Source organism: Desertihabitans brevis, assembly GCF_003327535.1.
In the GTDB taxonomy this organism is placed as follows: domain Bacteria; phylum Actinomycetota; class Actinomycetes; order Propionibacteriales; family Propionibacteriaceae; genus Desertihabitans; species Desertihabitans brevis.
Map to the genome: position 1 here is coordinate 249795 of NZ_QOUI01000006.1, position 22691 is coordinate 272485.

The 22691-nt window shown below is 74.5% G+C and carries 17 protein-coding genes and 1 riboswitch; of the genes, 6 read left to right on the forward strand and 11 right to left on the reverse strand.

From position 1 onward, the window contains the following. Window position 1: 1 nt before the first annotated feature. The gene (locus tag DT076_RS19965) at window positions 2-781 is read right to left on the reverse strand and encodes a sterol carrier family protein (RefSeq protein ID WP_158548112.1); all 780 of its coding nucleotides are present in this window, start codon (window positions 779-781) and stop codon (window positions 2-4) included. A gap of 96 nt (window positions 782-877) precedes the next feature. Between DT076_RS19965 and DT076_RS11535 the strand changes: the two genes are divergently transcribed. From DT076_RS11535 to DT076_RS11545, 3 genes are all read left to right on the forward strand, one after another. Beyond that, window positions 878-1906: a LacI family DNA-binding transcriptional regulator gene (locus DT076_RS11535; RefSeq protein ID WP_114126880.1), complete on the forward strand. Its 1029-nt coding sequence runs from the start codon at window positions 878-880 to the stop codon at window positions 1904-1906. 72 nt (window positions 1907-1978) lie between these two features. Next, entirely contained in the window at window positions 1979-4306 is a 2328-nt protein-coding gene (locus DT076_RS11540; protein WP_114126813.1) for a glycoside hydrolase family 9 protein, read from the forward strand. A 16-nt stretch (window positions 4307-4322) separates the two neighbouring features. Then, window positions 4323-7253 carry a bifunctional [glutamine synthetase] adenylyltransferase/[glutamine synthetase]-adenylyl-L-tyrosine phosphorylase gene (locus DT076_RS11545; RefSeq protein ID WP_114126814.1) on the forward strand — a complete coding sequence of 977 codons (2931 nt, stop codon included), beginning with the start codon at window positions 4323-4325 and terminating at the stop codon, window positions 7251-7253. A 3-nt stretch (window positions 7254-7256) separates the two neighbouring features. On the opposite strand, the gene DT076_RS11550 is transcribed toward DT076_RS11545, so the two are convergent. Both DT076_RS11550 and DT076_RS11560 read right to left on the reverse strand, forming a co-directional pair. Then, the gene (locus DT076_RS11550; RefSeq protein WP_114126815.1) at window positions 7257-7718 is read right to left on the reverse strand and encodes a CAP domain-containing protein; all 462 of its coding nucleotides are present in this window, start codon (window positions 7716-7718) and stop codon (window positions 7257-7259) included. 769 nt (window positions 7719-8487) lie between these two features. Continuing rightward, window positions 8488-10275 carry an alkaline phosphatase D family protein gene (locus tag DT076_RS11560; protein ID WP_199539133.1) on the reverse strand — a complete coding sequence of 596 codons (1788 nt, stop codon included), beginning with the start codon at window positions 10273-10275 and terminating at the stop codon, window positions 8488-8490. A 150-nt stretch (window positions 10276-10425) separates the two neighbouring features. Further along, a riboswitch (guanidine-III (ykkC-III) riboswitch) is annotated at window positions 10426-10490 on the forward strand. A 14-nt stretch (window positions 10491-10504) separates the two neighbouring features. Between DT076_RS11560 and DT076_RS11565 the strand changes: the two genes are divergently transcribed. Continuing rightward, a complete protein-coding gene (locus DT076_RS11565; RefSeq protein WP_114126817.1) occupies window positions 10505-10819 on the forward strand; it encodes a DMT family transporter in 315 nt (104 codons plus the stop codon). Between the two features lie 21 nt (window positions 10820-10840). Here DT076_RS11565 and DT076_RS11570 read toward each other — a convergent pair whose 3' ends face one another. Then, window positions 10841-11683: a hypothetical protein gene (locus DT076_RS11570; RefSeq protein WP_147264133.1), complete on the reverse strand. Its 843-nt coding sequence runs from the start codon at window positions 11681-11683 to the stop codon at window positions 10841-10843. A gap of 137 nt (window positions 11684-11820) precedes the next feature. On the opposite strand from DT076_RS11570, the gene DT076_RS11575 reads away from it, so the two are divergent. Further along, window positions 11821-13119 carry an aspartate aminotransferase family protein gene (locus tag DT076_RS11575; RefSeq protein WP_114126819.1) on the forward strand — a complete coding sequence of 433 codons (1299 nt, stop codon included), beginning with the start codon at window positions 11821-11823 and terminating at the stop codon, window positions 13117-13119. Between the two features lie 7 nt (window positions 13120-13126). Here DT076_RS11575 and ald read toward each other — a convergent pair whose 3' ends face one another. After that, window positions 13127-14242, reverse strand: coding sequence for an alanine dehydrogenase (gene ald, locus DT076_RS11580; protein ID WP_114126820.1), 1116 nt, complete (start codon window positions 14240-14242; stop codon window positions 13127-13129). A gap of 216 nt (window positions 14243-14458) precedes the next feature. Beyond that, on the reverse strand, window positions 14459-15880 hold the full coding sequence (glnA, locus tag DT076_RS11585; RefSeq protein ID WP_114126821.1) for a type I glutamate--ammonia ligase: 1422 nt from the start codon (window positions 15878-15880) through the stop codon (window positions 14459-14461). 190 nt (window positions 15881-16070) lie between these two features. Between glnA and DT076_RS11590 the strand changes: the two genes are divergently transcribed. Further along, window positions 16071-16505 (forward strand): RDD family protein, encoded by a 435-nt coding sequence (locus tag DT076_RS11590; protein WP_114126822.1) that lies wholly within the window; start codon window positions 16071-16073, stop codon window positions 16503-16505. Window positions 16506-16792: 287 nt separating this feature from the next. On the opposite strand, the gene DT076_RS11595 is transcribed toward DT076_RS11590, so the two are convergent. From DT076_RS11595 to gndA, 5 genes are all read right to left on the reverse strand, one after another. Next, complete coding sequence (locus tag DT076_RS11595; protein WP_199539134.1) at window positions 16793-17698, reverse strand: sucrase ferredoxin; 906 nt, start codon at window positions 17696-17698, stop codon at window positions 16793-16795. After that, window positions 17695-18888 carry a cupin domain-containing protein gene (locus DT076_RS11600; protein WP_199539135.1) on the reverse strand — a complete coding sequence of 398 codons (1194 nt, stop codon included), beginning with the start codon at window positions 18886-18888 and terminating at the stop codon, window positions 17695-17697. The genes DT076_RS11595 and DT076_RS11600 overlap by 4 nt, the downstream gene beginning before the upstream one ends. Window positions 18889-18893: 5 nt before the next feature. After that, complete coding sequence (locus tag DT076_RS11605; protein ID WP_114126824.1) at window positions 18894-19205, reverse strand: hypothetical protein; 312 nt, start codon at window positions 19203-19205, stop codon at window positions 18894-18896. Window positions 19206-19344: 139 nt separating this feature from the next. Next, entirely contained in the window at window positions 19345-21123 is a 1779-nt protein-coding gene (locus DT076_RS11610; RefSeq protein WP_114126825.1) for an ATP-binding cassette domain-containing protein, read from the reverse strand. 9 nt (window positions 21124-21132) lie between these two features. Further along, on the reverse strand, window positions 21133-22608 hold the full coding sequence (gene gndA, locus DT076_RS11615; protein ID WP_114126826.1) for an NADP-dependent phosphogluconate dehydrogenase: 1476 nt from the start codon (window positions 22606-22608) through the stop codon (window positions 21133-21135). Window positions 22609-22691: the final 83 nt, after the last annotated feature.

Below are 22691 nucleotides of genomic sequence, written 5' to 3' on the forward strand. Positions count from 1 at the left end.
CTCAGAGCAGCGGCAGCCAGCCCGAGAGGTCGGCCCGGTGCCCACTGGCGCCGACCTGCCCGCCGGCGCGCGCCTCGGCCCAGCCCAGCCGTCCGGACGCCAGCCGCAGGAACACCGCCGGCGTGGTCTCGACGACGTTGGGCGGGGTGCCGCGGGTGTGGGTGAGGGCGGTGCCCTCCACCCCGCACTGCACGGCACCGTGCGGCGGCACCCGGACCTCGACCGTCTGCCCCGGGTGCGCCTCGGCCAGCCAGCGCAGCAGGTGGCGGACGGCCGTCGCCTCCAGCGCCCGCACCACCGGTGGGGCGCCGGGGACGGAGCGGACGAGGTCGTCGCCGTGCACGGCCAGGTCGACCGCCCGGACCGCCACCCACTCCGCCGCCGTCAGCGCACCCGTCCCGGCCGGCACCACCGCGGCGGCTCGCGCCGGGTCGGTGGCCGCGACCAGCTCGGCCGCCGCCGCCAGGGCGCCGGCGACGTCGTCGCCGAGCTCGGCGGTGTGCTCGCGGGTGCGCCGGTCGACGGCCTGGGCGATCCCGGCGTGGCGGGCCAGCACGTCCAGCGCCGGCTCGGCGGGGGCGTCGGCCGGGGTGCCGAGGTGGGTGACGAGGCCGCGGGCCAGCAGGTCGGTGTGGGCGAGCAGGTCGGCGACCCGCCAGCCGGGCAGCACGCTCGGGACGGAGAGGTCCTGGTCGGGCACCCAGGCCGCCCAGCGCCGCAGCTGCTCGGCCACGGCCCTCAGGTCGCTGGTCAGTCGGGCACCGGCGCGGGCGGGAGGCACCCGCCGGATGGTACGCGACGGAGCGCGCCCGGGCCCGTCGGGCACTACCGTGGTCCCGGCGGGCAGGGCGGGCAGGGCGGGCGAGGAGGGGCCGGGGTGGCCGAGGACGGGCAGCAGGGACGGCGTCCCACCCTCTCCGACGTGGCCCGGCACGCCGGCGTCGGCCGGGGTACGGCGGGGCGGGCGCTGTCCGGCTCCGGACCGGTGAGCCCGCGGGTCCGCCAGGCGGTGCTCCGCTCGGCCGAGGAGCTCGGCTACCGCCCGCACCCGGCGGCCCGTCAGCTCCGGCGGCGGCGGGCGGACTCGGTCGCGCTGGTCGTCCCCGAGACCGAGGACGTCGTCTTCACCGACTCCTTCTTCCCCGAGGTGCTGCGAGCGGTCAGCACCGAGCTGGCGACCGCCGGGCTGCAGCTGGTGCTCTCCATCCCGCACGGCGACGCCCAGCGCGAGCAGCTGTGCCGCTTCGCCGCCGACCGCCACGTCGACGGGCTGCTGCTCATCTCGGCCCACGCCCGCGACCCGCTGCCCGGCGCGCTGCTGGCCGCCGGCGTCCCGCTGGTGACGGCCGGGCGGTCGCCGCTGAGCGGGATGAGCTGGGTGGACGTGGACAACGCCGGCGGGGCGCGCACGGCGGTGGAGCACCTGCTCGGGCGCGGGTGCCGGCGGGTCGTCACCATCGCCGGGCCGCAGGACATGAGCGCCGGGGCCGACCGGCTGGCCGGCTGGCGGGAGGCGCTGCTGTCAGCCGGGCACGAGCCGGTCACCGCGATGGCGGCCGCCGGCGACTTCACCAAGACCCACGGCGAGCAGGCGATGCACAGGCTGCTGGCGCGCTGGCCCGACCTCGACGGCGTGTTCTGCGCCTCCGACCTCCTCGCCGCCGGGGCGCTGGAGACGCTACGGGCCGCCGGGCGGCGGGTGCCCGACGACGTGGCGGTGGTCGGCTTCGACGACCGGCCGCTGGCCCAGCACCTGACCCCGCCGCTGACGACCGTCCGCCAGCCGGTCGGCGAGATCGGGCGCCAGATGACGAGGACCCTGCTCGGCCTGATCGACGCCCCCGGTCCGGCGGAGGCGACCTCGGTGGTGCTGCCCACCCACCTGGTCCGGCGGGGATCGGGCTAGCGGCCCTTGACAGCGACCGACCCCGCGGGGTGGGATCGATCCCACCACGGATCACCCCCTCGGAGGTCGACGATGACTCACCGTGCTCGACGCAGCTGGCCTGCGCTCCTGTGCTCGACCGCGGTCGTGCTGGCCACCGGGCTGGCGGCCCCGCCGCCCGCGGCCGCCGAGGAGCCGGTGGAGCAGATCCGCAACGGCGGCTTCGACGACGGCCTGGCCGGCTGGAACGCCTACCCCAACCCGTCGGTGGTCGACGGGCGCGGCTGCGTCGACGTGCCGGCCGGCAGCGGGCCCTACAGCGCGGCACTGCAGCAGCCGGTGCCGCTGCTCGCCGGCGAGACCTACCGGCTCGAGGCGTCAGTGCTCAGCGTGCCGGCCACCCAGGGCAACGTCCGCGTCGTCGTGCAGGCCGGGCCGGACCTCAACTACCGGGAGTTCCTGCCGACCAAGAAGGTGCCGTTGACCCCGGAGCCGCAGACCCACGCCTGGACCTTCACCCCCGATACCGACTACGCCGAGGCCCAGGTCACCTTCCAGCAGGACATCACCAACGTCGAGGCCTACCGCCTCTGCGTGGACGACGTCTCGCTCACCGGCGGGGCGGCGCCGGAGCCCTACGAGCCCGACACCGGTCCTGCCGTCCGGGTCAACCAGGTCGGCTACCTGCCCGAGGGGCCGAAGCGGGCGACGGTCGTCTCCGCGGAGGACCGGCCGCAGCGCTGGGAGCTGCGCCAGGACGGGGTGGTGGTGCGCCGCGGGACGACCGTGCCGGCCGGTCTCGACCCCAGCGCCGGCGTCGAGGTGCACACGGTCGACTTCAGCGCCGTCCGCCGTACCGGCGACGGCTTCACCCTGCGGGTGGGGGAGGAGGAGAGCCACCCCTTCTCCATCCGGGCCGACCTGTGGGACCCGCTCCGCGTCGACGCCAAGACGTTCTTCTACACCAACCGCAGCGGGATCGAGATCTCCGACGCCATCGCCCCGGGCTACGGCCGGGCGGCCGGGCACGTCGGGGTGGCACCCAACCAGGGCGACACCGCGGTGCCCTGCCAGGACCCGGGGGACCCGTCCCAGCTGCTCTACGACGAGCCCTGGACGTGCGAGGGCACCCGTGACGTGACCGGCGGGTGGTATGACGCCGGCGACCACGGCAAGTACATGGTCCCGGCAGGGATCTCGGTGGGCACCATGCTGATGGAGCACGAGCGCACGCTGACCGCCGACGTCGTCGACGAGGACGCCCTCGGCGACGGCGCGCTGCGGGTGCCCGAGACCGGCAACGGCGTACCCGACATCCTCGACGAGGCCCGCTGGAAGCTCGAGTGGATGCTGAGGATGCAGGTGCCCCAGGGTCAGCAGTACGCCGGGATGACCAACCACAAGGTGGCCGACGTCGACTGGACCGGGCTGCCGCTCGACCCGGCCGCCGACCCCCAGCGCCGGGTGCTCTACCGCCCCTCGACCACCGGCACCCTCAACCTCGCCGCGGTCGCCGCCCAGGGCTCGCGGCTGTGGGCGCCCTACGACGAGGCCTTCGCCGAGGAGCTGCTCGAGGCGGCCCGGACGGCCTACGCCGCCGCCCAGGCCCACCCCGACCTGCTGGTGCCGCCGCCGGACGCCGCCGTCGACCCCAACCCCGGCAGCGGACCCTACGACGACGCCGACCCCTCCGACGAGTTCTACTGGGCGGCCGCCCAGCTGTACCTGACCACCGGGGAGCGGGGCTACGAGACCGACCTGACCGCCTCGCCGCACCACCGCCGCGACTCGTTCACCGCCGACGGCGCCAGCTGGGGGGAGGTGGCCAGCCTCGGCAAGCTCTCGCTGGCCACGGTGCCCAACGAGCTGCGCTCGCGGCGCACGCTGCAGGCGTCCGTGCTGCGCGGGGCCGACCGCTACCTGGCCATCCAGGACGGCGAGCCGTTCGGCCACCCCTACGCCCCGACGGGCGGCAACTACGCGTGGGGCTCCAACGGGCAGGTGCTCAACATCCTGATGGTGCTGGGCTACGCCTACGACCTGCGCGGGGACCAGAGGTACGCCGACGGGTTCCTCGAGGGCATGGACTACCTGTTCGGGCGCAACGCGCTCAACCAGTCCTACGTGACCGGCTACGGCGAGGTGGCCTCGAAGAACATGCACAGCCGGATGTATGCGAACCAGCTCGATCCGTCCTCGCCGAACCCGCCGCCCGGCACGGTGGCGGGCGGGGCGAACGCGACGACGTCCACCTCGGGCGACCCGGTGACCTCGGCCCTGTTCCCCGGGGGCTGCGCGCCGCAGACCTGCTACGTCGACGACATCGGCTCCTACTCGACCAACGAGCTGACCATCAACTGGCAGGCGCCGATGGGCTGGGTCGCCTCCTTCGCGGCCGACCTCGGGGACGGCAGGCCCTGACCCTACGATCGGGCACATGACCCGGCTCGACACCGGCGTGACCGCGCTGCTCCGCCGTGGCCTGCACGACCTCGACGCCGCCCGCCGCGTGCTGGAGGACTGGCCGGCCGCCGGGGACGTCGTGCTGGACGGGCTGGCCACCCTCCCCGACCCCGACCTCGCGCTGGCCGGGGTGGACCGGCTCTGCCGCGAGGTGGACGGGCTGCTGGAGCGGCTCGCCGCCGAGCCGGTGCTGCGCCGCCAGCTGCTGGCCGTGCTCGGGGCCAGCCAGGCGCTCGGCATGCACCTGCAGCACCACCCCCACCTGGTCGAGGACCTGGCGCACCCGGTCGGGCTGCCCGGCCCGGACGACCTCGGCGTGCTGGCCGAGGCGGTCGCCGACCAGCCGACCCCGGCCGCCGCCGCCGACGCGCTGCGGCTGGCCTACCGTCGGGTGCTGCTGCGGATCGCCGCCGTCGACCTCACCGCGCCCCGGCCGGTCGACCTGGTGCCCGACGTGTCGGAGGTGCTGGCGCGGCTGGCCGAGACCACCCTGCAGGTCGCCCTCGACGTCGCCGCCCGCGAGGTCGAGGGGACCGAGACCGTGCGGCTGGCGGTGGTCGGGCTGGGCAAGTGCGGGGCGGCCGAGCTCAACTACGTCAGCGACGTCGACGTGCTGTTCGTGGCCGAACCGGCCCTCGACGCCGACGGCGAGCCGCTGGTCGGGGTGGACGCGGCGGTGGCCACCGGCACCCGCTGGGCGGCGGCGATGACCCGGATCTGCTCGGCCCACAGCGCCGCCGGCACCATCTGGGAGGTGGACGCGGCGCTGCGTCCGGAGGGCAAGGCCGGTCCGCTGGTGCGCACCCTGGCCAGCATGCGCGGCTACTACGAGCGCTGGGCCAAGCCGTGGGAGTTCCAGGCCATGCTCAAGGCCCGTCCGGTCGCCGGCGACAGCGAGCTCGGCCAGCAGTTCTGCGACCTCGTCGCCCCGCTGGTGTGGCGGGTGGGGGAGACGCCGGGATTCGTGGCGGCCACCCAGGCGATGCGACGGCGGGTGATCGACCTGATCCCGGCCCGGGAGGCCGGCCGGGAGATCAAGCTCGGCGAGGGCGGGCTGCGCGACGTCGAGTTCTCCGTGCAGCTGCTGCAGCTGGTGCACGGCCGCACCGACGAGACGCTGCGGGTGCGCTCCACCCTCGAGGGCCTGGGCCGGCTGGTGGAGGGCGGCTACATCGGACGGGCCGACGGCGACCAGCTCGGCGAGGCCTACCGGTTCGAGCGGCTGCTGGAGCACCGGGTGCAGCTGTTCCGGCTGCGCCGCAGCCACCTGCTCCCCACCGACGAGGCCGAGCTGCGCCGGCTGGCCCGCTCGGTGGGGCTGCGTGACGCCGAGGCCGTCAACGAGGCCTGGCTGACCACCTCGCGGCAGGTGCAGGTGCTGCACCGCCGGCTGTTCTACTCCCCGCTGCTGGCCGCGGTGGCCTCGATCCCGTCCGAGCAGCTGCGGCTCAGCGCCGAGGGCGCCCGGGACCGGCTCAGCGCGCTCGGCTTCCTGGACGCCGACGGCGCGCTGCGCGACATCGAGCGGCTGAGCCGGGGGATGTCGCGCTCGGCCGACATCCAGCGCCAGCTGCTGCCGGCGATGCTGGGCTGGTTCGCCGAGGCCCCCAACCCCGACGCCGGGCTGCGGGCCTTCGGGCAGGTCTCGGCCGCGCTCGGCTCCACCTCCTGGTACCTGCGGGCGCTGCGGGACGAGGGCGCGATGGCCCAGCGGCTGGCCCGGATCCTGGCCTCCTCGCGCTACGCCACCGCGCTGCTGCGCCGCTCCCCGGAGGCGGTGCAGATGCTGGCCAAGGTCGAGGACCTGGCTCCGCGCAACCACGGCCAGCTGTGCGAGGCCACCCGCAGCTCGGCCCGCCGGCACGACGACCCGGCCAAGGCGGTGGCCGCGGTCCGCTCGGTGCGCCGGCGCGAGCTGTTCCGGATCGCCGCCGCCGACGTGCTCGGGCTGGTCGACGTCGAGCAGGTGGGGCGGGCCGTCACCGACATCAGCACCGCCACCGTCGAGGCCGCCCTGGACGTCGCCCGCCGCGACGCCGGTGCCGAGGCCGTCCCGCTGGCGCTGGTGGCGCTGGGACGCTGGGGCGGGCAGGAGATGTCGTATGCCTCCGACGCCGACGCGATGTTCGTGGTGGGCGACGAGCTGGACGAGCAGCAGCTGGCGGCGGCCCGGACGGCGGTCACCCGGCTGCGGGAGCACCTGGCCCGGCCCGGTCCGGACCCCGCGCTGGTGGTCGACGCCGACCTGCGGCCGGAGGGCAAGGGCGGGCCGATGGTGCGCAGCGTGTCGTCCTACCGCCAGTACTACGAGCGCTGGTCCTCACCGTGGGAGGCCCAGGCGATGATCCGGGCGACCGTCGGCGCCGGGGACGCCGCCCTGGCCGAGCAGGTGCTGGCGGCGGTGGCCCCGCTGCGCTGGCCCGAGGGCGGGCTCGACGCCACCCAGCGGCGGGAGATCCGGCGGCTGAAGGCGCGGATGGAGGCGGAGCGGCTGCCCCGCGGTGCCCGGCCGGAGCGGCACACCAAGCTCGGCCCGGGTGGGCTGAGCGACGTGGAGTGGACGGTGCAGATGCTGCAGCTGGAGCACGCGCACCGGCTGCCGGCGCTGCGGACCACCGAGACCCTGGGAGCGCTGCGGGCCGCGCGGGAGGCCGACCTGCTGGGCGAGGCCGACGCCCGCACGCTGGAGGAGGCGTGGCTGCTGGCCAGCCGGGTCCGCAACACGGTGATGCTGGTGCGCGGACGCGCCTCCGACACCTTCCCCACCGACCCGGTCGAGCTCACCGCCGTGGCCGAGCTGCTCGGCTACGGCCACGGCGGCGGCTCGCACCTGCTGGAGCACTACCGGCGACTGACCCGGCGGTGCCGGGCGGTCGTCGACCGGGTGTTCTGGGGTGAGGGCTGAGGGTCAGCGGCCGCGGCCGAACACCTGGGCGACGTACCAGCGCCCGTCGGTGCCCTTGACCGCGCCCACACCGATCCGGGTGTAGCGGGAGTTGAGGATGTTGGCGCGGTGGCCGCTCGAGCCCATCCACGCCTTCACCACCGACGAGCCGCTGGTGTAGCCGACGGCGACGTTCTCCCCGACCGCCGACAGCCGGCACTCGCTGAGGATCGGCTGCAGCGACTGGTGGTACATCCGCTTCGCCTTGGCCATCGCCGCCGCCTGGCGCTCGGCGTAGCGGTCGACGCAGGAGTTCGACGCCACCTTGCCGAGGCTGCGCTTGGTGCGCTCGGCGTTGGTGTACTTGATGGTGTCGGCCTCGTAGGTGGTGCTGGTGACGGCCTGCGCCGGCGGGGCGAGCAGCGTCAGGGACGCGGCTCCGGCGACGAGCGCGCTGGCCAGCCGGGCGAGGGTCTTGCTCTTCATCTCGGATCCTCTCGGTGTGGGAGTCTGCGTCCCCCGATGTGATCCCCCGATGTCGACCCCAGCGTCCGAGGGACGCCGCGCCGGCGAGCGGATCGTACCCGGACGGCGGCCGCGCTACCAGCCCGCGGTCGCTCCGGCGTCGCCGGGTCGGGGACGGGCGAAGAGCCCGACCGCGTCCCAGGCCACCCAGCCACCCTCGGCCAGCACCAGCTCGACGGTGTTGCTGCCCTGCCGCAGCCGGTCCGCCGGCACCCCGGGCTCGAAGTAGCAGCGCCGCAGCGTCGACCCCGGCACGGTGGCGTCGCCCTCCCGCGATCCGCGGGTCGCGCCGGCGGGCAGCTCGATGCTGGTCAGCCCGGTGCCGTTGAGCAGCACCTGCAGGACGCCGCCGAGCCGGGTGGTGTCGACCAGCCAGATCGCCAGGTCGGAGTCGGTGGGCGCACCGGTCAGCTCGAAGGTCCAGCGGGCGCGGTAGACCTTACGGCCCGCCCAGGCGTCCCCGGGGCCGGGCAGCAGGTAGGGCCAGGCGGTGCCCGGGGTGTCGCGCCCCTGCACGTACTCCACGACCGCGTCGGGGTGCTCGACCGGGATCTGGGCGTAGCCGGCTGGGGCGAAGCGGTGCTCCAGCGTCCGGCCGTCGAACGCGCCGACCACCGCCACCGGGGTGCCGGTGCCGACCACCGACGGGGTGGAGGTCGCGGTGACCGGGCGGCTGGGACGTCCCAGCCGCCCGGCGTCGCTGCGGGCGAGCACCCGGTAGGTCCAGGTCTCACCCAGCGGCTCCAGGCCGTCGTGCTCGAAGTGGGGGTAGACGGTCTTGCCGACGAGGTTGTCCTCGGTGGGCTCGAAGTCGCGCCCGGCGCCTCGGACGGCGTGCACCCGGTAGTGGTCGATCAGCGGCTCGAAGCCGAGCGAGCGCCAGCTGAGGGTGGTGCGGGTGATCGACTGCTCGGTCTGCAGACCGGTGACGACCGCGGGGTTCTGGCTCATCACGTCCTCCTTGTCCCGGCTCAGGCCCGGTCGAGACGGGGTCGGCCGGCGGGGTGGTGAAGCGGGCGACCACCTCACGGGGGGCCGTGTCGTCGGCCTCGACCCACGGCACCACCACGAAGGTCGAGTCCATCTGCTGCGGGGTGAGGGTGACATGCAGATAGCCCCGGCGGCCGTCGTAGAGCTTGACGTAGTCGTGCTGGACCCAGTCCGGGGTGTAGCTGTCGGTCGGGGCGCCGTCGCCGTCGGAGGCGACCGAGGTGCAGATCAGCTCCACCCCGACGTTGCCGGCCGAGGGGTCGTCGACGTCGGCGCGCAGCTCGGAAGCGACGTGCTTGTGGATGTCGCCGGTGAGCACGACGGGGTTGCTGCTGCGGGCCATCGCCTGGAGCAGGCGCTGCCGGGCGGCGGGGTAGCCGTCCCACTGGTCGGTGCGGTCCTCGGTGATCGGGCTGACCACGACGCCGTTGGCCAGCAGGTTCCAGGTCGCGGGGGAGTCGACCAGCCGGTCGGTCACCCAGCGCTCCTGCTCCGCGCCGAGCATGGTGCGGTCGGGGTCGTGCTGCTCCTCGGTGCTGGTGGGCACCGGGTCGCGGAACTGGCGGGTGTCGAGCAGGGAGAAGCGGGCCAGCCGGCCGACGTCCAGACCGGTGGTGACGTCGGCGGACGGCCCTTCGGGCAGGGCGTCGACGTCCAGCGGCAGGTGCTCGTAGAAGGCGCGGTAGCCGACCGCCACCCGGTGGGCGAACAGCTCGTCGGACATCCCGTAGGCCGAGGAGGCCCCGACGTAGTTGTTCTGCACCTCGTGGTCGTCCCAGGTGACGACCGCCGGCACCCGGGCGTGCAGCCGCTGCAGGTGCGGGTCGCTCTTGAACAGCCCGTAGCGCAGCCGGTACTGCTCCAGCGTCTCCACCTCGACCGCCGAGGCCCGGCCGACCGAGGCGCCCTGGCGCCACAGGTTGGCCGAGGTGATCCCGTACTCGTAGATGTAGTCGCCGACGAAGACGGCGAGGTCGAGGTCGGGCTCCTCGGCCAGGTGGCGGTGGGCGGTGAAGTGGCCGTGGTACCAGGCCTGGCAGGAGGTGACGCCGAAGGAGAAGCGTTCGGGGGTGTCACCGGGGGCCGGCAGGGTGCGGAACCGTCCGACCGGGCTGCGGCCGCGGCCGACGCGGAAGCGGTAGAAGTACTCCGTCCCCGGCTCCAGGCCGGTGACGCGGGGGTGCACCGAGTGCGCGAGCTCCGGCTGGGCCAGGGCGTGGCCCTGGGCGACCACGTCACGGAACCGCGCGTCGGTGGCGACGTCCCAGCGCACCGGCACCGGACGCAGCGGCATCCCGCCGTGGCCGTCGGCGGCGGTCGGGTCGGGGGCGAGCCGGGTCCACAGCACCATGCCGTCGGGCCGCGGTGCGCCGCTGGCCACCCCGAGGGCGAACAGCTCGTCGCGGCCGACCGGCTCGGCGCCGGCGGTCTCGGGGGCGCTGATCCCCAGGGCGATGGTGGCGGCGCTGAGGCCACCGGCCTGGAGCAGGCGGCGTCGGCTCAGCCGGGTCGGGGCGGGCTGGGTCATCGGTCTCCTCGGTCGGTGCGGACCCGGAGGACCCTGCTGAGCCGAGGTGAACGGCGGCCCACGGGCAGGTGAGGAGTGGCCGACGCGGGACGGTGGGGAAGATCACCACCGCCCGGGTTGCCCGGTGCCGACCGGTGTGCCACCGTCGACGTGGCCCTGGCAGAGCCGGGCCCCGGACGAGGGAGCTGTACCCGGCGAGCGACAAGACGGCCACGGAGGAGTGGTCGTCATGGCGTGGATCGTGCTGGTGCTGTCGGGGGTGCTGGAGGCCGTCTGGGCCACAGCTCTCGGGAAGTCGGAGGGGTTCACCCGGTTCTGGCCGACCGTCGTCTTCTTCGCGGGGCTGGCCCTCAGCATGGGTGGGCTGGCCTTCGCGATGCGCACGCTGCCCGTGGGCACCAGCTACGCCGTCTGGGTCGGCATCGGTGCCGTGCTCACGGTGACCTACGCGATGGTCACCGGCGCGGAGTCGTTCTCGGTCGTCAAGGCGCTGCTGCTGATGGGTATCGTCGGCTGCGTCATCGGGCTGAAGGTGCTGCACTGACCGGTCTCGGCGGGGCGCGGGTCAGCGGCCCATCGAGCGGAGGAAGGCCTCGATCTCCTCATCGGTGAGCTGCAGCTCCTCCTGCCCGGCCGGGTCGGGTGCTCCCGGCCCGTTCGGGACGGCCGCCGCGGGCGGAGGAGGAGCGGGCGCGGTCGAGGCGCTCAGCGTCGGTGCGTCGAGGCCGACGAGCCGGCCGGTCCGGTCGCGGACGGCCCGGCCCGACGCCTCGGCCCGCCGACCCAGCAGGGCGGCGGCGGCGAGCGGGCGGACGACGTGCAGCAGCTCGAGGACGGTGCCGTCCTCGTCCCGCAGCCGCAGCTCGTGACCGGGCAGGTCGACCCGCTCGAGGGTGCCGGTGAAGCACGCGACGTCCTCGTCGACGCGACGCCGCGGGGTCGTCCAGGTCTCGCGGTGGAGACGGACGGTGCGGAAGCGGGGCACCTGCCGGGCCCCCACCCGGATCTCGACCTCCCGGGCCGAGAGCCGCAGCACCTGGACCAGGTCGGCGACCGCGTCGGCGACGAGGTCGGGTACGCGCTCGGGGCGCTCGTCGGCGGCCAGCCCGTGCAGGACGCGCAGCAGCTCCTCGGCGTACCAGCGGCACTCCTCGCCCTCCAACGGGAGGACGTCCGGTGGCCCGACGGACAGCAGCAAGGTGGTGCCGCCGCCGGTCAGCGCGGCGAGCCGCACCTCGCACAGCTCCTCGACCGAGCGGTGCGAGCGTCCGGGCCGCTCGGTCTCGGCGTGGTGGCGCCCGAGCCGGATGCTCAGCTCGTGCAGGGCGCCGAGCAGCCGCGCGGCGTCGTGGGCGCGCGGCTCGCCGTCGGGCGCGGGCCCGCCGAGCAGTCGCAGCTGGATGTCCATGGCCACCTCCGGTCGTCGGTGCCTTCACCCTGGCACCCGCCACTGACACGACGCCGGGTCCGGCCGGCCGGACCCGGCGGCGGACGCCACCTGGGAGCATGGTCGAGGACGCCCGTCGCCGAGCCGAGGAGCAACCTGTGAGCACCGACCACCTGTGGCAGGACGTCGACCGCCACCTCGTCCGCTACCTGCCGTCGTTCAGCCCGCGGATCATCGAGCGCGCGGCCGGCAGCTACGTCCATGACACCGAGGGCCGGGCGATCCTGGACTTCACCTCCGGGCAGATGAGCGCCGTGCTGGGCCACTCCCACCCCGACGTGGTGGCCGCGGTGACCCGTTCGGTCAGCACGCTGGACCACCTGTTCAGCGGGATGCTGAGCCGTGAGGTGATCACGCTGGCCCGGCGGCTGTCCGACACGCTGCCCGACCCGTTGACGAAGACGATGCTGCTGACCACCGGTGCGGAGGCGAACGAGGCGGCGCTGAAGATGGCCAAGCTCGCCACCGGACGCTACGAGGTCGTCGCCTTCGACCGCTCCTGGCACGGGATGACCGCGGGGGCGGCCGCCGCCACCTTCTCCGCCGGTCGCCGCGGCTACGGACCGACCGCACCGGGCAACCTGACGCTGCCGACCCCCAACGCCTACCGCTCACCCTTCCGTCGCGCCGACGGCAGCCACGACTGGGAGGCCGAGCTGGAGTACGGTTTCGCCGCCGTGGACGCGCAGTCCACCGGCTCCCTGGCCGCCTGCCTGGTGGAGCCGATCCTGTCCTCCGGGGGGATCGTCGAGCTGCCCCCGGGCTACCTCGCCCGGCTCAAGCAGCTGTGCGAGGAGCGGGGGATGCTGCTGGTGCTCGACGAGGCGCAGACCGGTCTCGGCCGCACCGGCCACCTCTACGCCTTCGAGCGTGACGGCGTCACCCCCGACCTGCTCACCCTGTCCAAGACGCTGGGCGCCGGGCTGCCGGTGGCGGCGGTGATCAGCAGCGACGAGGTCGAGCAGCGCTGCGCCGAGCGCGGCTTCCTCTTCTACACCACCCACGTCTCCGATCCGCTGGCCGCGGCGGTGGCGCACGCGGTCCTCGACGTGGTCGAGCGCGACGGCCTGGTCGAGCGGGCGGCGGAGCTCGGCGAGCAGCTGACCGGACGCCTGCTGGCGATGCGGGACGCCTCCGCGGTGGTCGGCGACGTCCGCGGTCGGGGGCTGCTGCAGGGCGTGGAGCTGGTGCAGGACAAGCAGTCCAAGGCTCCCGCCGACGCCCTCGGCGCGGAGGTCACCGCCGCCTGCCTGGAGCGCGGCCTGCACGTCAACATCGTCCAGCTGCCCGGGATGGGCGGCATCTTCCGGATCGCGCCGCCGCTCACCATCAGCGAGGACGAGCTGCACACCGGCCTGGACGTCCTGGAGGAGTCGATCCGGGTCGCGGCCGGCTGAGCCCGGCTCAGCCCAGCGCGTCCTCCAGAGCCACCGTCTGCAGCCCGTGCGCGGCGGCCACCGGGGCGTTGGTCACCGTGCCGGCGGTGGTGTTGAGCCCCTTGGCCAGGGCGGCGTCGTCCCGCAGCGCCTGCCGCCAGCCCTTGTCGGCCAGCGCCACGGTGTAGGGGAGCGTGGCGTTGGTGAGGGCGTAGGTCGAGGTGCGGGGGACCGCCCCGGGCATGTTGGCCACGCAGTAGAAGGTCGAGCCGTGCACCGGGTAGGTCGGGTCGGAGTGGGTGGTGGGGCGGGAGTCCTCGAAGCAGCCGCCCTGGTCGATGGCGATGTCGACCAGCACCGAACCCGGCTTCATCCGCGACACGAGCTCGTTGCTGACCAGCTTGGGCGCGGCCGCGCCGGGGATCAGCACCGCCCCGATCACCAGGTCGGCCTGCACCACCTGCTCCTCCAGGGTGAGCTTCGACGACGCCAGCCCGTGCACCTGGTTGTCGTAGCGCCAGAACGACATCCGCAGCTTGTCCAGGTCGGTGTCGAGCAGCGTGACGTCGGCGCCCATGCCGAGGGCGATGTTGGCCGCGTTCTGCCCCGACACCCCGGCACCGATGATGACCACCTTGGCGTTGGCGACCCCGCCGACGCCGCCCATCAGCACGCCGCGGCCGCCGGAGGCCTTGAGCAGCGCGTGCGCGCCGACCTGCGGGGCGAGGCAGCCGGCCACCTCCGACATCGGGTAGAGCAGCGGCAGCCCGCCCGAGGCCAGCTGCACCGTCTCGTAGGCGACCGCAGTGGTGCCGCTGTCGACCAGGGCGGTGGTGAGCGGGCGGTCGGCGGCGAGGTGGAGGTAGGTGAACACCAGCAGGTCCTCGCGCAGGTGCGGGTACTCCGCAGCGACCGGCTCCTTGACCTTGAGCACCATCTCCGCGCCGCCCCAGACGTCCTCGGCGCGGTCGAGGACCGTCGCCCCCGCCGCCGCGTACTCCTCGTCGGGGATCGCCGACCCCTCACCCGCGCCGCGCTGCACCAGCACCTGGTGGCCGTGGGCCGTCAGCTCGTGCACCCCGATCGGGGTGATCGCCACCCGGTACTCGTGGTCCTTGACCTCCGTGGGCACGCCGACGCGCATCTGGTCCTCCTCGATCGAGCTGCTCGGTCGTCCCCATCATCTCCGCTGCCCGTCGCGCCCTGCGTGCGGGTCGGCTCGCGCCCTGCGTGCGGGTCGGCTCGCGCCCTGCGTGCGGGTCGGCTCGCGCCCTGCGTGCGGGTCGGCACCGGCCCCGGGAACGACGGACGGCCGCCGGCACCCGCAGGCGCCGACGGCCGTCCGTGGACAGAACCGGGCTCACACGTCGAAGTAGAGCTCGAACTCGTGCGGGGTCGGACGCAGCCGGATGGCGTCGATCTCGGCCCGCTTCATCTCGATCCAGGTCTCGATGAGGTCCTCGGTGAAGACCCCGCCGGCGAGCAGGAACTCGTGGTCGGCCTCCAGGCTGTCCAGCACCGCGCTCAGGTCGGCGGGGACGGTCGGGACGGAGGCGTGCTCCTCCGGCGGCAGCTCGTAGAGGTCCTTGTCGACCGGGGCCGGCGGCTCGATCTGGTTCTGGATGCCGTCCAGACCGGCCAGCAGGATCGCCGAGAACGCCAGGTACGGGTTCGACGAGGGGTCGGGGCAGCGGAACTCGACGCGCTTGGCCTTGGGGTTGGCGCCGGTGATCGGGATCCGGATGCAGGCCGAGCGGTTGCGCTGGCTGTAGACCAGGTTGACCGGGGCCTCGAATCCGGGCACCAGGCGGTGGTAGCTGTTCACGCTGGGGTTGGTGAAGGCCAGCAGCGAGGGGGCGTGGGCCAGGATGCCGCCGATGTACCAGCGGGCGGTGTCGGACAGACCGCCGTAGCCGGCCTCGTCGTAGAACAGCGGCTGCCCGCCGTTCCAGATCGAGGAGTGCACGTGCATGCCCGAGCCGTTGTCGCCGAAGATCGGCTTCGGCATGAAGGTGGCGGTCTTGCCGTGCTCCCAGGCGGTGTTCTTCACCAGGTACTTGAACTTCTGGACGTCGTCGCCCGCGCTCAGCAGGGTGGAGAACCGGTAGTTGATCTCGGCCTGGCCGGCGGTGCCGACCTCGTGGTGGGCCCGCTCCACCTCCAGCCCGGCGTTGGTCATGTTGCGGACCATGTCGTCGCGCAGGTCGGCGAAGTGGTCGACCGGGGGCACCGGGAAGTACCCACCCTTGTACTTGACCTTGTAGCCGCGGTTGCCGCCCTCCTCGACCCGGCCGGTGTTCCAGGCGCCGGCCACGGAGTCGATGGCGTAGTAGCCGGTGTTCTGCTTGGTCTCGAAGCGGACGTCGTCGAAGACGTAGAACTCGGCCTCGGGGGCGAAGAAGGCGGTGTCGCCGATGCCGGTGGAGGCGAGGTAGGCCTCGGCCTTGCGCGCGATGTTGCGCGGGTCGCGGCTGTAGGCCTCCTTGGTCAGCGGGTCGTGCACGAAGAAGTTGACGCACAGCGTCTTGGCCTTGCGGAAGGGGTCCACGTAGGCCGTGGTCGGGTCGGGCAGCAGCGCCATGTCCGACTCGTGGATCTTCTGGAAGCCGCGGATCGAGGACCCGTCGAAGGCGAGCCCGTCCTCGAACACCTCGGGCCCGAAGGACGCCGCCGGGACGGTGAAGTGCTGCATGATGCCCGGCAGGTCGCAGAAGCGGACGTCGACGACCTCGACACCCTCGTCCTTGATGTAGGCCAACAGGTCGTCGGCTCCTTGGAACATGGCTTTCCTCCGCTGTGGTGGATGGCTGACGGATGAACCCTAGGAACGGGCCGTTCCGGGCCGGTTGCGCAGATGTTTCGGCCGCGTTACGGGGCTGTCCACCCGGGTGTCGTCCCACCCTCCCACGTCCGCTGGCCCGCCCGGGCGGCGTCCAGCAGGCCCCGGTCGGGCCCGCGGGTAGGGTGGCGCGGTGTCCAACGCCCTCGCCGACCCCGGTCACCGACGTCCCGGGGAGCGGCTGGGACTGCCCGCCACGGGACGCGGCTCACTGGCCAGCTGGCGCTCCCGGATCGCGGCCATCCTGCTCGACTGGGCGGTCTGCATGGGGCTGAGCGTGCTCCTGTTTGGCACCGAGGTGGTCCAGGGCGAGGGCTGGGAGAAGTTCATGCCGCTCACCCTGTTCTTCGTCGAGTCGGCGGTGCTGTCGGCGCTGACCGGCGGCTCGCTGGGCCAGCTGGTCTGCCGGATCGGCATCATCCGGCTGGACGGCCACCAGCTCGGCTTCCTGCGGGCGGTGCCGCGGGCGGCGATGGTCTGCCTGGCGCTGCCGGCCCTGGTGGTCGACGGCGACCGGCGCGGACTCAACGACCTGCTGCTCGGCACCGTGGTGGTCAACCGGCGCTGAGGGGCCGCGCTGGCTGCTCCGGCGTCGCTCCAGGCAGGGGCTGAGGAGCGCCCGCTCGCGGCACCGGTGAGGGCCGGAACGGCCGACACGGCTGAGGACCGCCCACTCGCAGCGCAGATCAGCGGCGCATCGGCCGGCGTGGCTGAGCAACGCCCACTCGCGGCACGGATCAGCCCGCTCAGGCCAGCCCGTCCGTCGCCGCGCGGACCGAGGAGCTGCTGGGACCGCTCCACCCGCTGTACCGCGAGTCGCCGCGGCACTCGGTCGCGCCGACCTGAGCCGCGCCCTCAGCCGACGTGCACCGCGGTGGCCCGGTGGCTGGCGACCGTGGACGGGCCGGCGGCGCGGCAGGTCAGCTGCTCGGGTCGGCTGCGCTCGGTGGCCAGCTGCACGGTGACCAGCGTCCCGATCCCACGACGGCGCAAGCGCACCTCCCAGCCCTCCTCGGCCGGCTCGGAGCCGAGCACCTCCAGCTCGTGGCGGCCGAGCGGCCCCAGCACCCGCAGCGCCTCGACGACGGCCACCTGCTCGGGTGCGGGCAGGGTGGTGTAGCCGCGCAGGAACGTGGGGCCGATCCGCCCGGCGAGGTGGTCGGCGACCACGTCGACCGCGGAGCCGGCGTCCAGCCCGCCGTAGTAGACGCCGTCGGGGGCGACGACGAGGTTGGCCGCGAACCGGTCGCCGCCGACGTGGCTGCACTCCCAGGTGAGCTCCGGCCAGCGTGCGGCCAGAGCGGCCGCGACCGGGCGTCCGCGCACGGCGCAGCAGGTGTCGTGGACGCCGTGGGCGCAGACCAGCAGCACCGGAGGGTGGCCGGTGTGGCCGGGGGCCCCGAGGGCGTCGGGGAGGGCGAGCAGGTCGTCCTCGTCGGCCCAGGTGCCCCAGGTCTGGCGGTGGGCGCCGGAGTCCTCGTGGTGCACCACCGCCCACCGCAGCGCCTCGTCACCGTCCCGGCGGCCGTGGCGGCGGACCAGCAGGATGCGGGCGCCCGCCCCGGCCGCGGCGAGCGCGACCCGCCGGCGGATCTCCAGAGCCAGCGGCAGGTCGACGAACCCGCGGACGGGCCAGCGTCCCGGGTGCTCCACCAGCACCCAGGACCGGCCGGGGGAGGCCGTCCCGAGCAACGGGTCGCGCCGCTCCCGCGCCCCGTCGGCGCACCGCGGGACGCCCGGCGGGGGGAGGGTGCCGCTCACCCGGGGACGACGACCCCGGCCCGCAGCAGCGTCCGGGCCAGGTCGAGGCCCAGCTGGCCGGCGGTGCGGACGCGACCGGACAGCAGCCGCTCCACCGCCTCCAGGTCGGCCTCCTCGACGGGCACCGCGCCGACCCGGCTGGTGAGGCTGTGGTCGACCAGCCGGGCGTCCAGGGCCGGTCGCAGCCGGAGCGGGGTGCCCTCGGACAGCGTCTCCAGGGCGGCCAGCTGGGCCAGCGGTCCGAGCGGGCCGGGGCGGGTCTGGGAACGCTGGACGCGCTGCAGGGCGGGGGCCGGGTCGGCCTCGGCCAGCGCGGCGGTGAGCCGCTCGCGGACGCGCTCGGCCTCCGCCTCGACCTCCAGCGGACCCATCGGCAGGGTGGCCCGCATCTCCGGGTCGGCCTGCAGCCTCTGCAGCGCGGCCTGCAGCAGCTGCTCGGCCACCGCGTAGCGGGTCCAGATGTGGATGCCCAGGGTGAGGTGGATGCTCACCGCGCCCTGCGCCTCGGCGGCGTGCAGCCAGCCGCGGGGCAGGTACAGCACGTCCCCGGGCTCCAGCACGGTGTCGAGGGCCGCCTCGCCCCGCGCCGCCTGCTCCACCGCCGGCCGGCGGTCGGTCCACGGCTGGTTGCGCAGCGGGTCGGGGTGCACCGGCTCGTGGATGATCCAGCGCTTGCTGCCCTCCACCTGCAGCACGAACACGTCGTGCACGTCGTAGTGGTCGCTGAAGCCGCGGTTCTGCGGCGGGGTGATGTAGGCGTTGGCCTGGACCGGGTGGCCGAGGTCGGCCCCGAGCCGGGCGCACAGGTCGTTGACCGGCGCCCAGGTGCGGTGCAGGGCCTGCAGCACGAGGGTGGCGCCGTCGGCGAGGTGGCGCCACAGCGCGGTGTCGTCCAGCTGGTCGCCGATCGAGGCGCCGACCCCGGCCGGGGAGGTGAAGGTGGACTCGCGCAGCGTGGCGCCGTCCTTGGCCACCCGCAGGAAGGGGGTCCGCAGCCCGCGGCGGGAGACCAGCTCGTCCACCGCGTCGGAGCCGAAGAGGTCGCCGAAGCCGCCCGGGCGGGCCCGGGTCACCAGCGGTCGCCGGGCCCAGTACGCCTCGGCGAACTCGGCGGGGGAGACGTCGATCAGGGAGGCCAGGACCCCACCGTCGACGACGGTGGGGTCCTGGACGTCGTGCAGCGAGGACAACGTGCTCAGAGGCTCTGGTCCGCGCCGCCGTCGGCTCCGCCGTCGGACACGCCGGGGACGCCCGAGGCGCCGCCGTCGGCCGGGCCCTCGGCGCCGGAGTCCGCACCGCCGTCGGCGCCACCATCGGCACCGCCGTCGGCGCCGCCGTCAGCCCCGCCGTCGGAGACGCCCGGGACGCCGGCCGCGCCGCCGTCCGCCGGGCCCTCGGCGCCGGAGTCCGCGCCGCCGTCGGCGCCGCCGTCGGAGACGCCGGGCACGCCCGTGGCACCGCCGTCGGCGGGGCCCTCGGCGCTGGGATCCAGGGTGCTGTCGCTCATGGGTCGCTCCTTCTCTGGTCGGGGGCCGGGGGCCCCTGCCGCCCGGCGGGTGCCGGGTGATCCCGTCGGGATCTCTGCTGCACTTCCTACCCCATGCCACCGACGGGCAACCGAGGGGGTACCGGGGTGGCCGACCGGCTCAGCCGACCGTCTCGGCGGCCTCCAGCCAGGCCTCCTCGAGCTCGGCCACCCGGGCCTGCACCTGCTGCAGCTCGCTGGTCAGAGCGGCCAGCCGGGGGTAGTCGCTGGCGGCCTCGCCCATCTGCTCGTGCAGCCGCTCGACCTCCTGCTGGGCCCGCGCGAGCTGGCTCTCGATCCGGGCCAGGTCCTTGGTCGCCTGCCGCCGTTCGGCCGCCGACGTCCGCGCTGCGCCGGTGGCGTCCGGGGCGGGGGAGCGCCCGGCCTGCTGGGTCTCCTGGGCCCGCTGGCGGCGGTGCTCGAGGTACTGCTCGACGCCGCCGGGCAGCAGCACGCACCGGCCGTCGCCCATCAGCGCGTAGGTGACGTCGCAGACCCGCTCGAGGAAGTAGCGGTCGTGGCTGACCACCAGCAGCGTCCCGCCCCAGCGGTCGAGGTGGTCCTCGATGACGGTGAGGGTGTCGATGTCGAGGTCGTTGGTGGGCTCGTCCAGCAGCAGCACGTTCGGCTCGGTGAGCAGCAGGCTGAGCAGCTGCAGCCGGCGCCGCTCCCCGCCCGAGAGCTCACCCAGCCGGGTGGTGAGCTTGTCGCCGGTGAAGCCGAACTCCTCCAGCAGCGAGGTGGTCGAGACCTCCCGGCCCGTGGCGGTGGTGGTGCGCGCCCGGATCCGGTTGACCGATTCGAGCACCCGGTCGGCCGGGTCGACCGGGACGACGTCCTGGGTGAGGTGGGCCAGCTGCAGGGTGCGCCCGCGCTTGACGGTGCCGCGGTCGGGCTCGACCTCACCGGCCAGCAGCCGCAGCAGGGTCGACTTGCCGGCCCCGTTGACCCCGACCAGCCCGATCCGCTGCCCGGGCCCGATCGACCAGGACAGGTCGTCGAGCAGCACCCGGTCGCCCACCGACACCCGCACCGAGTGCAGGTCGAAGACGTCCTTGCCGAGCCGGGTGACCGCGAACTGCTCCAGCGCCAGCCGGTCCCGCGGCGGTGGCTCGTCGGCGATCAGCTCGTTGGCGGCGTCGATGCGGAACTTCGGCTTGCTGGTGCGCGCCGGCGGCCCGCGACGCAGCCAGGCCAGCTCCTTGCGCAGCAGGTTCTGCCGGCGCTCCTCGCTGGCGGCGGTCTGCCGGGCCCGCTCGGCCCGGGCCAGCACGTAGGCGGCATAACCGCCCTCGTAGGCGTCCACCCGCGCGTCGTGGACCTCCCAGATCCGGGTGCAGATCTCGTCGAGGAACCAGCGGTCGTGGGAGACCACGAGCATCGCGGTGCCGCGGGCGGCGAGGTGGCGCAGGTGCTCGGCCAGCCAGGCCACCGCCTCCACGTCGAGGTGGTTGGTCGGCTCGTCCAGCACCACCAGGTCGTGCCCGGCCAGCATCAGCCGGACCAGCGCGGTGCGGCGCCGCTCGCCACCGCTGAGCCGGTGCACCGGGGCGTCCAGGTCGACCTCGCCCAGCAGGTGCTCCACGATGCCGCGGGTGACCGCGTCGGCAGCCCACACGTGGTCGGGCCGGCCGCCGACGATGACGTCGCGGACCGAGGACTCGGAGTCGAAGTCGTCGGCCTGGTGCAGGTGCCCGATGGAGACCGAGCCGGTGCGGGTGACGGTGCCGGAGTCCGGTTCGCGCCGGCCGGTGAGCAGGTCGAGCAGGGTCGACTTGCCGTCGCCGTTGCGGCCCACCACGCCGATGACGTCGCCGGCGGCCAGCCCCAGGCTGACCCGGTCGAGCAGGGTGCGGGTGCCGTAGCCCTTGCTGATCGCCGAGGCGTTGAGCAGGTTCAACGGACGACCTCAGTCAGCGGAGACCTCCGAGCGGTCACCCGACCAGAGGGTGTGGAACACCCCGTCCCGGTCGGTGCGGCGGTAGGTGTGGGCGCCGAAGAAGTCCCGCTGGCCCTGGATCAGCGCGGCGGGCAGGCGGTCCGACCGCAGCCCGTCGTAGTGGGCCAGCGCGGCGGAGAACCCGGGCACCGGGACGCCGGCCGCCACGGCCACCGAGACCACCCGGCGCCAGGCGTCCTGGGCGTCGGTCAGGGCCTGCAGGAAGACCGGGGAGGTGAGCAGCGTGACCAGCTGCGGGTCGTCGCGGTAGGCCTCGGTGATCCGGTCCAGGAACTGGGCGCGGATGATGCAGCCGGCCCGCCAGATCCGGGCCACCTCACCGCGGTCGATGTCCCAGCCGTGGGCCACCGCGCCGGCGGTGATCTCGTCGAAGCCCTGGGCGTAGGCGATGACCTTCGAGGCGTACAGCGCCAGCCGGACGTCCTCGACCAGGCGGGCCGGGTCCTCCACCGCGGCGCCCTCGCTGTCGGCGGCCGGCCCGGGCAGGTCGGCGCAGGCGGCGCGGACGTCGGACTGCGAGGACAGGCTGCGGGCGAAGACGGCCTCGGCGATCCCCGAGACCGGGACGCCGAGGTCGAGCCCGGACTTGACCGTCCACGACCCGGTGCCCTTCGCGCCGGCGGCGTCCACCACGACGTCGACCAGCGGCTTGCCGGTGGCGGCGTCGGTGTGGCGCAGCACCTCGGCGGTGATCTCGATCAGGTAGGACTCCAGGTCGCCGGTGTTCCACTCGGCGAAGATGTCGGCGCACTGGGCCGGGGTGTGGCCGAGCACGCGGCGGAGGAGGTCGTAGGCCTCGCCGATCAGCTGCATGTCGGCGTACTCGATACCGTTGTGCACCATCTTCACGAAGTGTCCGGCGCCGTCGGTGCCGACGTGGGTGACGCACGGCTCGCCCTGGGCGACGGCGGCGATGCTCTCCAGGATCGGGCCCAGCGTGGCGTAGGCCTCGGGGGTGCCACCGGGCATCAGCGACGGCCCGTGCAGGGCGCCCTCCTCGCCGCCGGAGATGCCGCAGCCGACGAAGTTGATGCCGAGCGCGGACACCTTCGCCTCCCGGCGGATGGTGTCGGTGAACAGCGCGTTGCCGCCGTCGACGATGATGTCGCCCGGCTCGAACACCTCGCACAGCTCGTCGATCACGGCGTCGGTGGCGGCACCGGCCTGCACCATGATGATCGCGGTGCGGGGGGTGGTCAGCGAGGCGGCGAAGTCGGCGATCGAGTAGGAGGCCACGAACCCGGCCTCGGGGTGGTCGGCGACCAGCCGGTCGACCTTGGCGTCGGTGCGGTTCGTCACCGCCACGGTGTTGCCCTCGCGGGAGGCGAGGTTGCGGGCCAGGTTGGAACCCATCACCGCCAACCCCACGACCCCGATGTTCGCGGTCGGCTGGATCTTCTCGTGCGACGGCGTGATCTCGCTCATGGGCTGGGCCTCTCGGGTCGGGACGGCGCTACGGCGCGGGTCGGGCACAGCCTGCCACCGGCGGGCCCGGGCGGGCGAGCGGG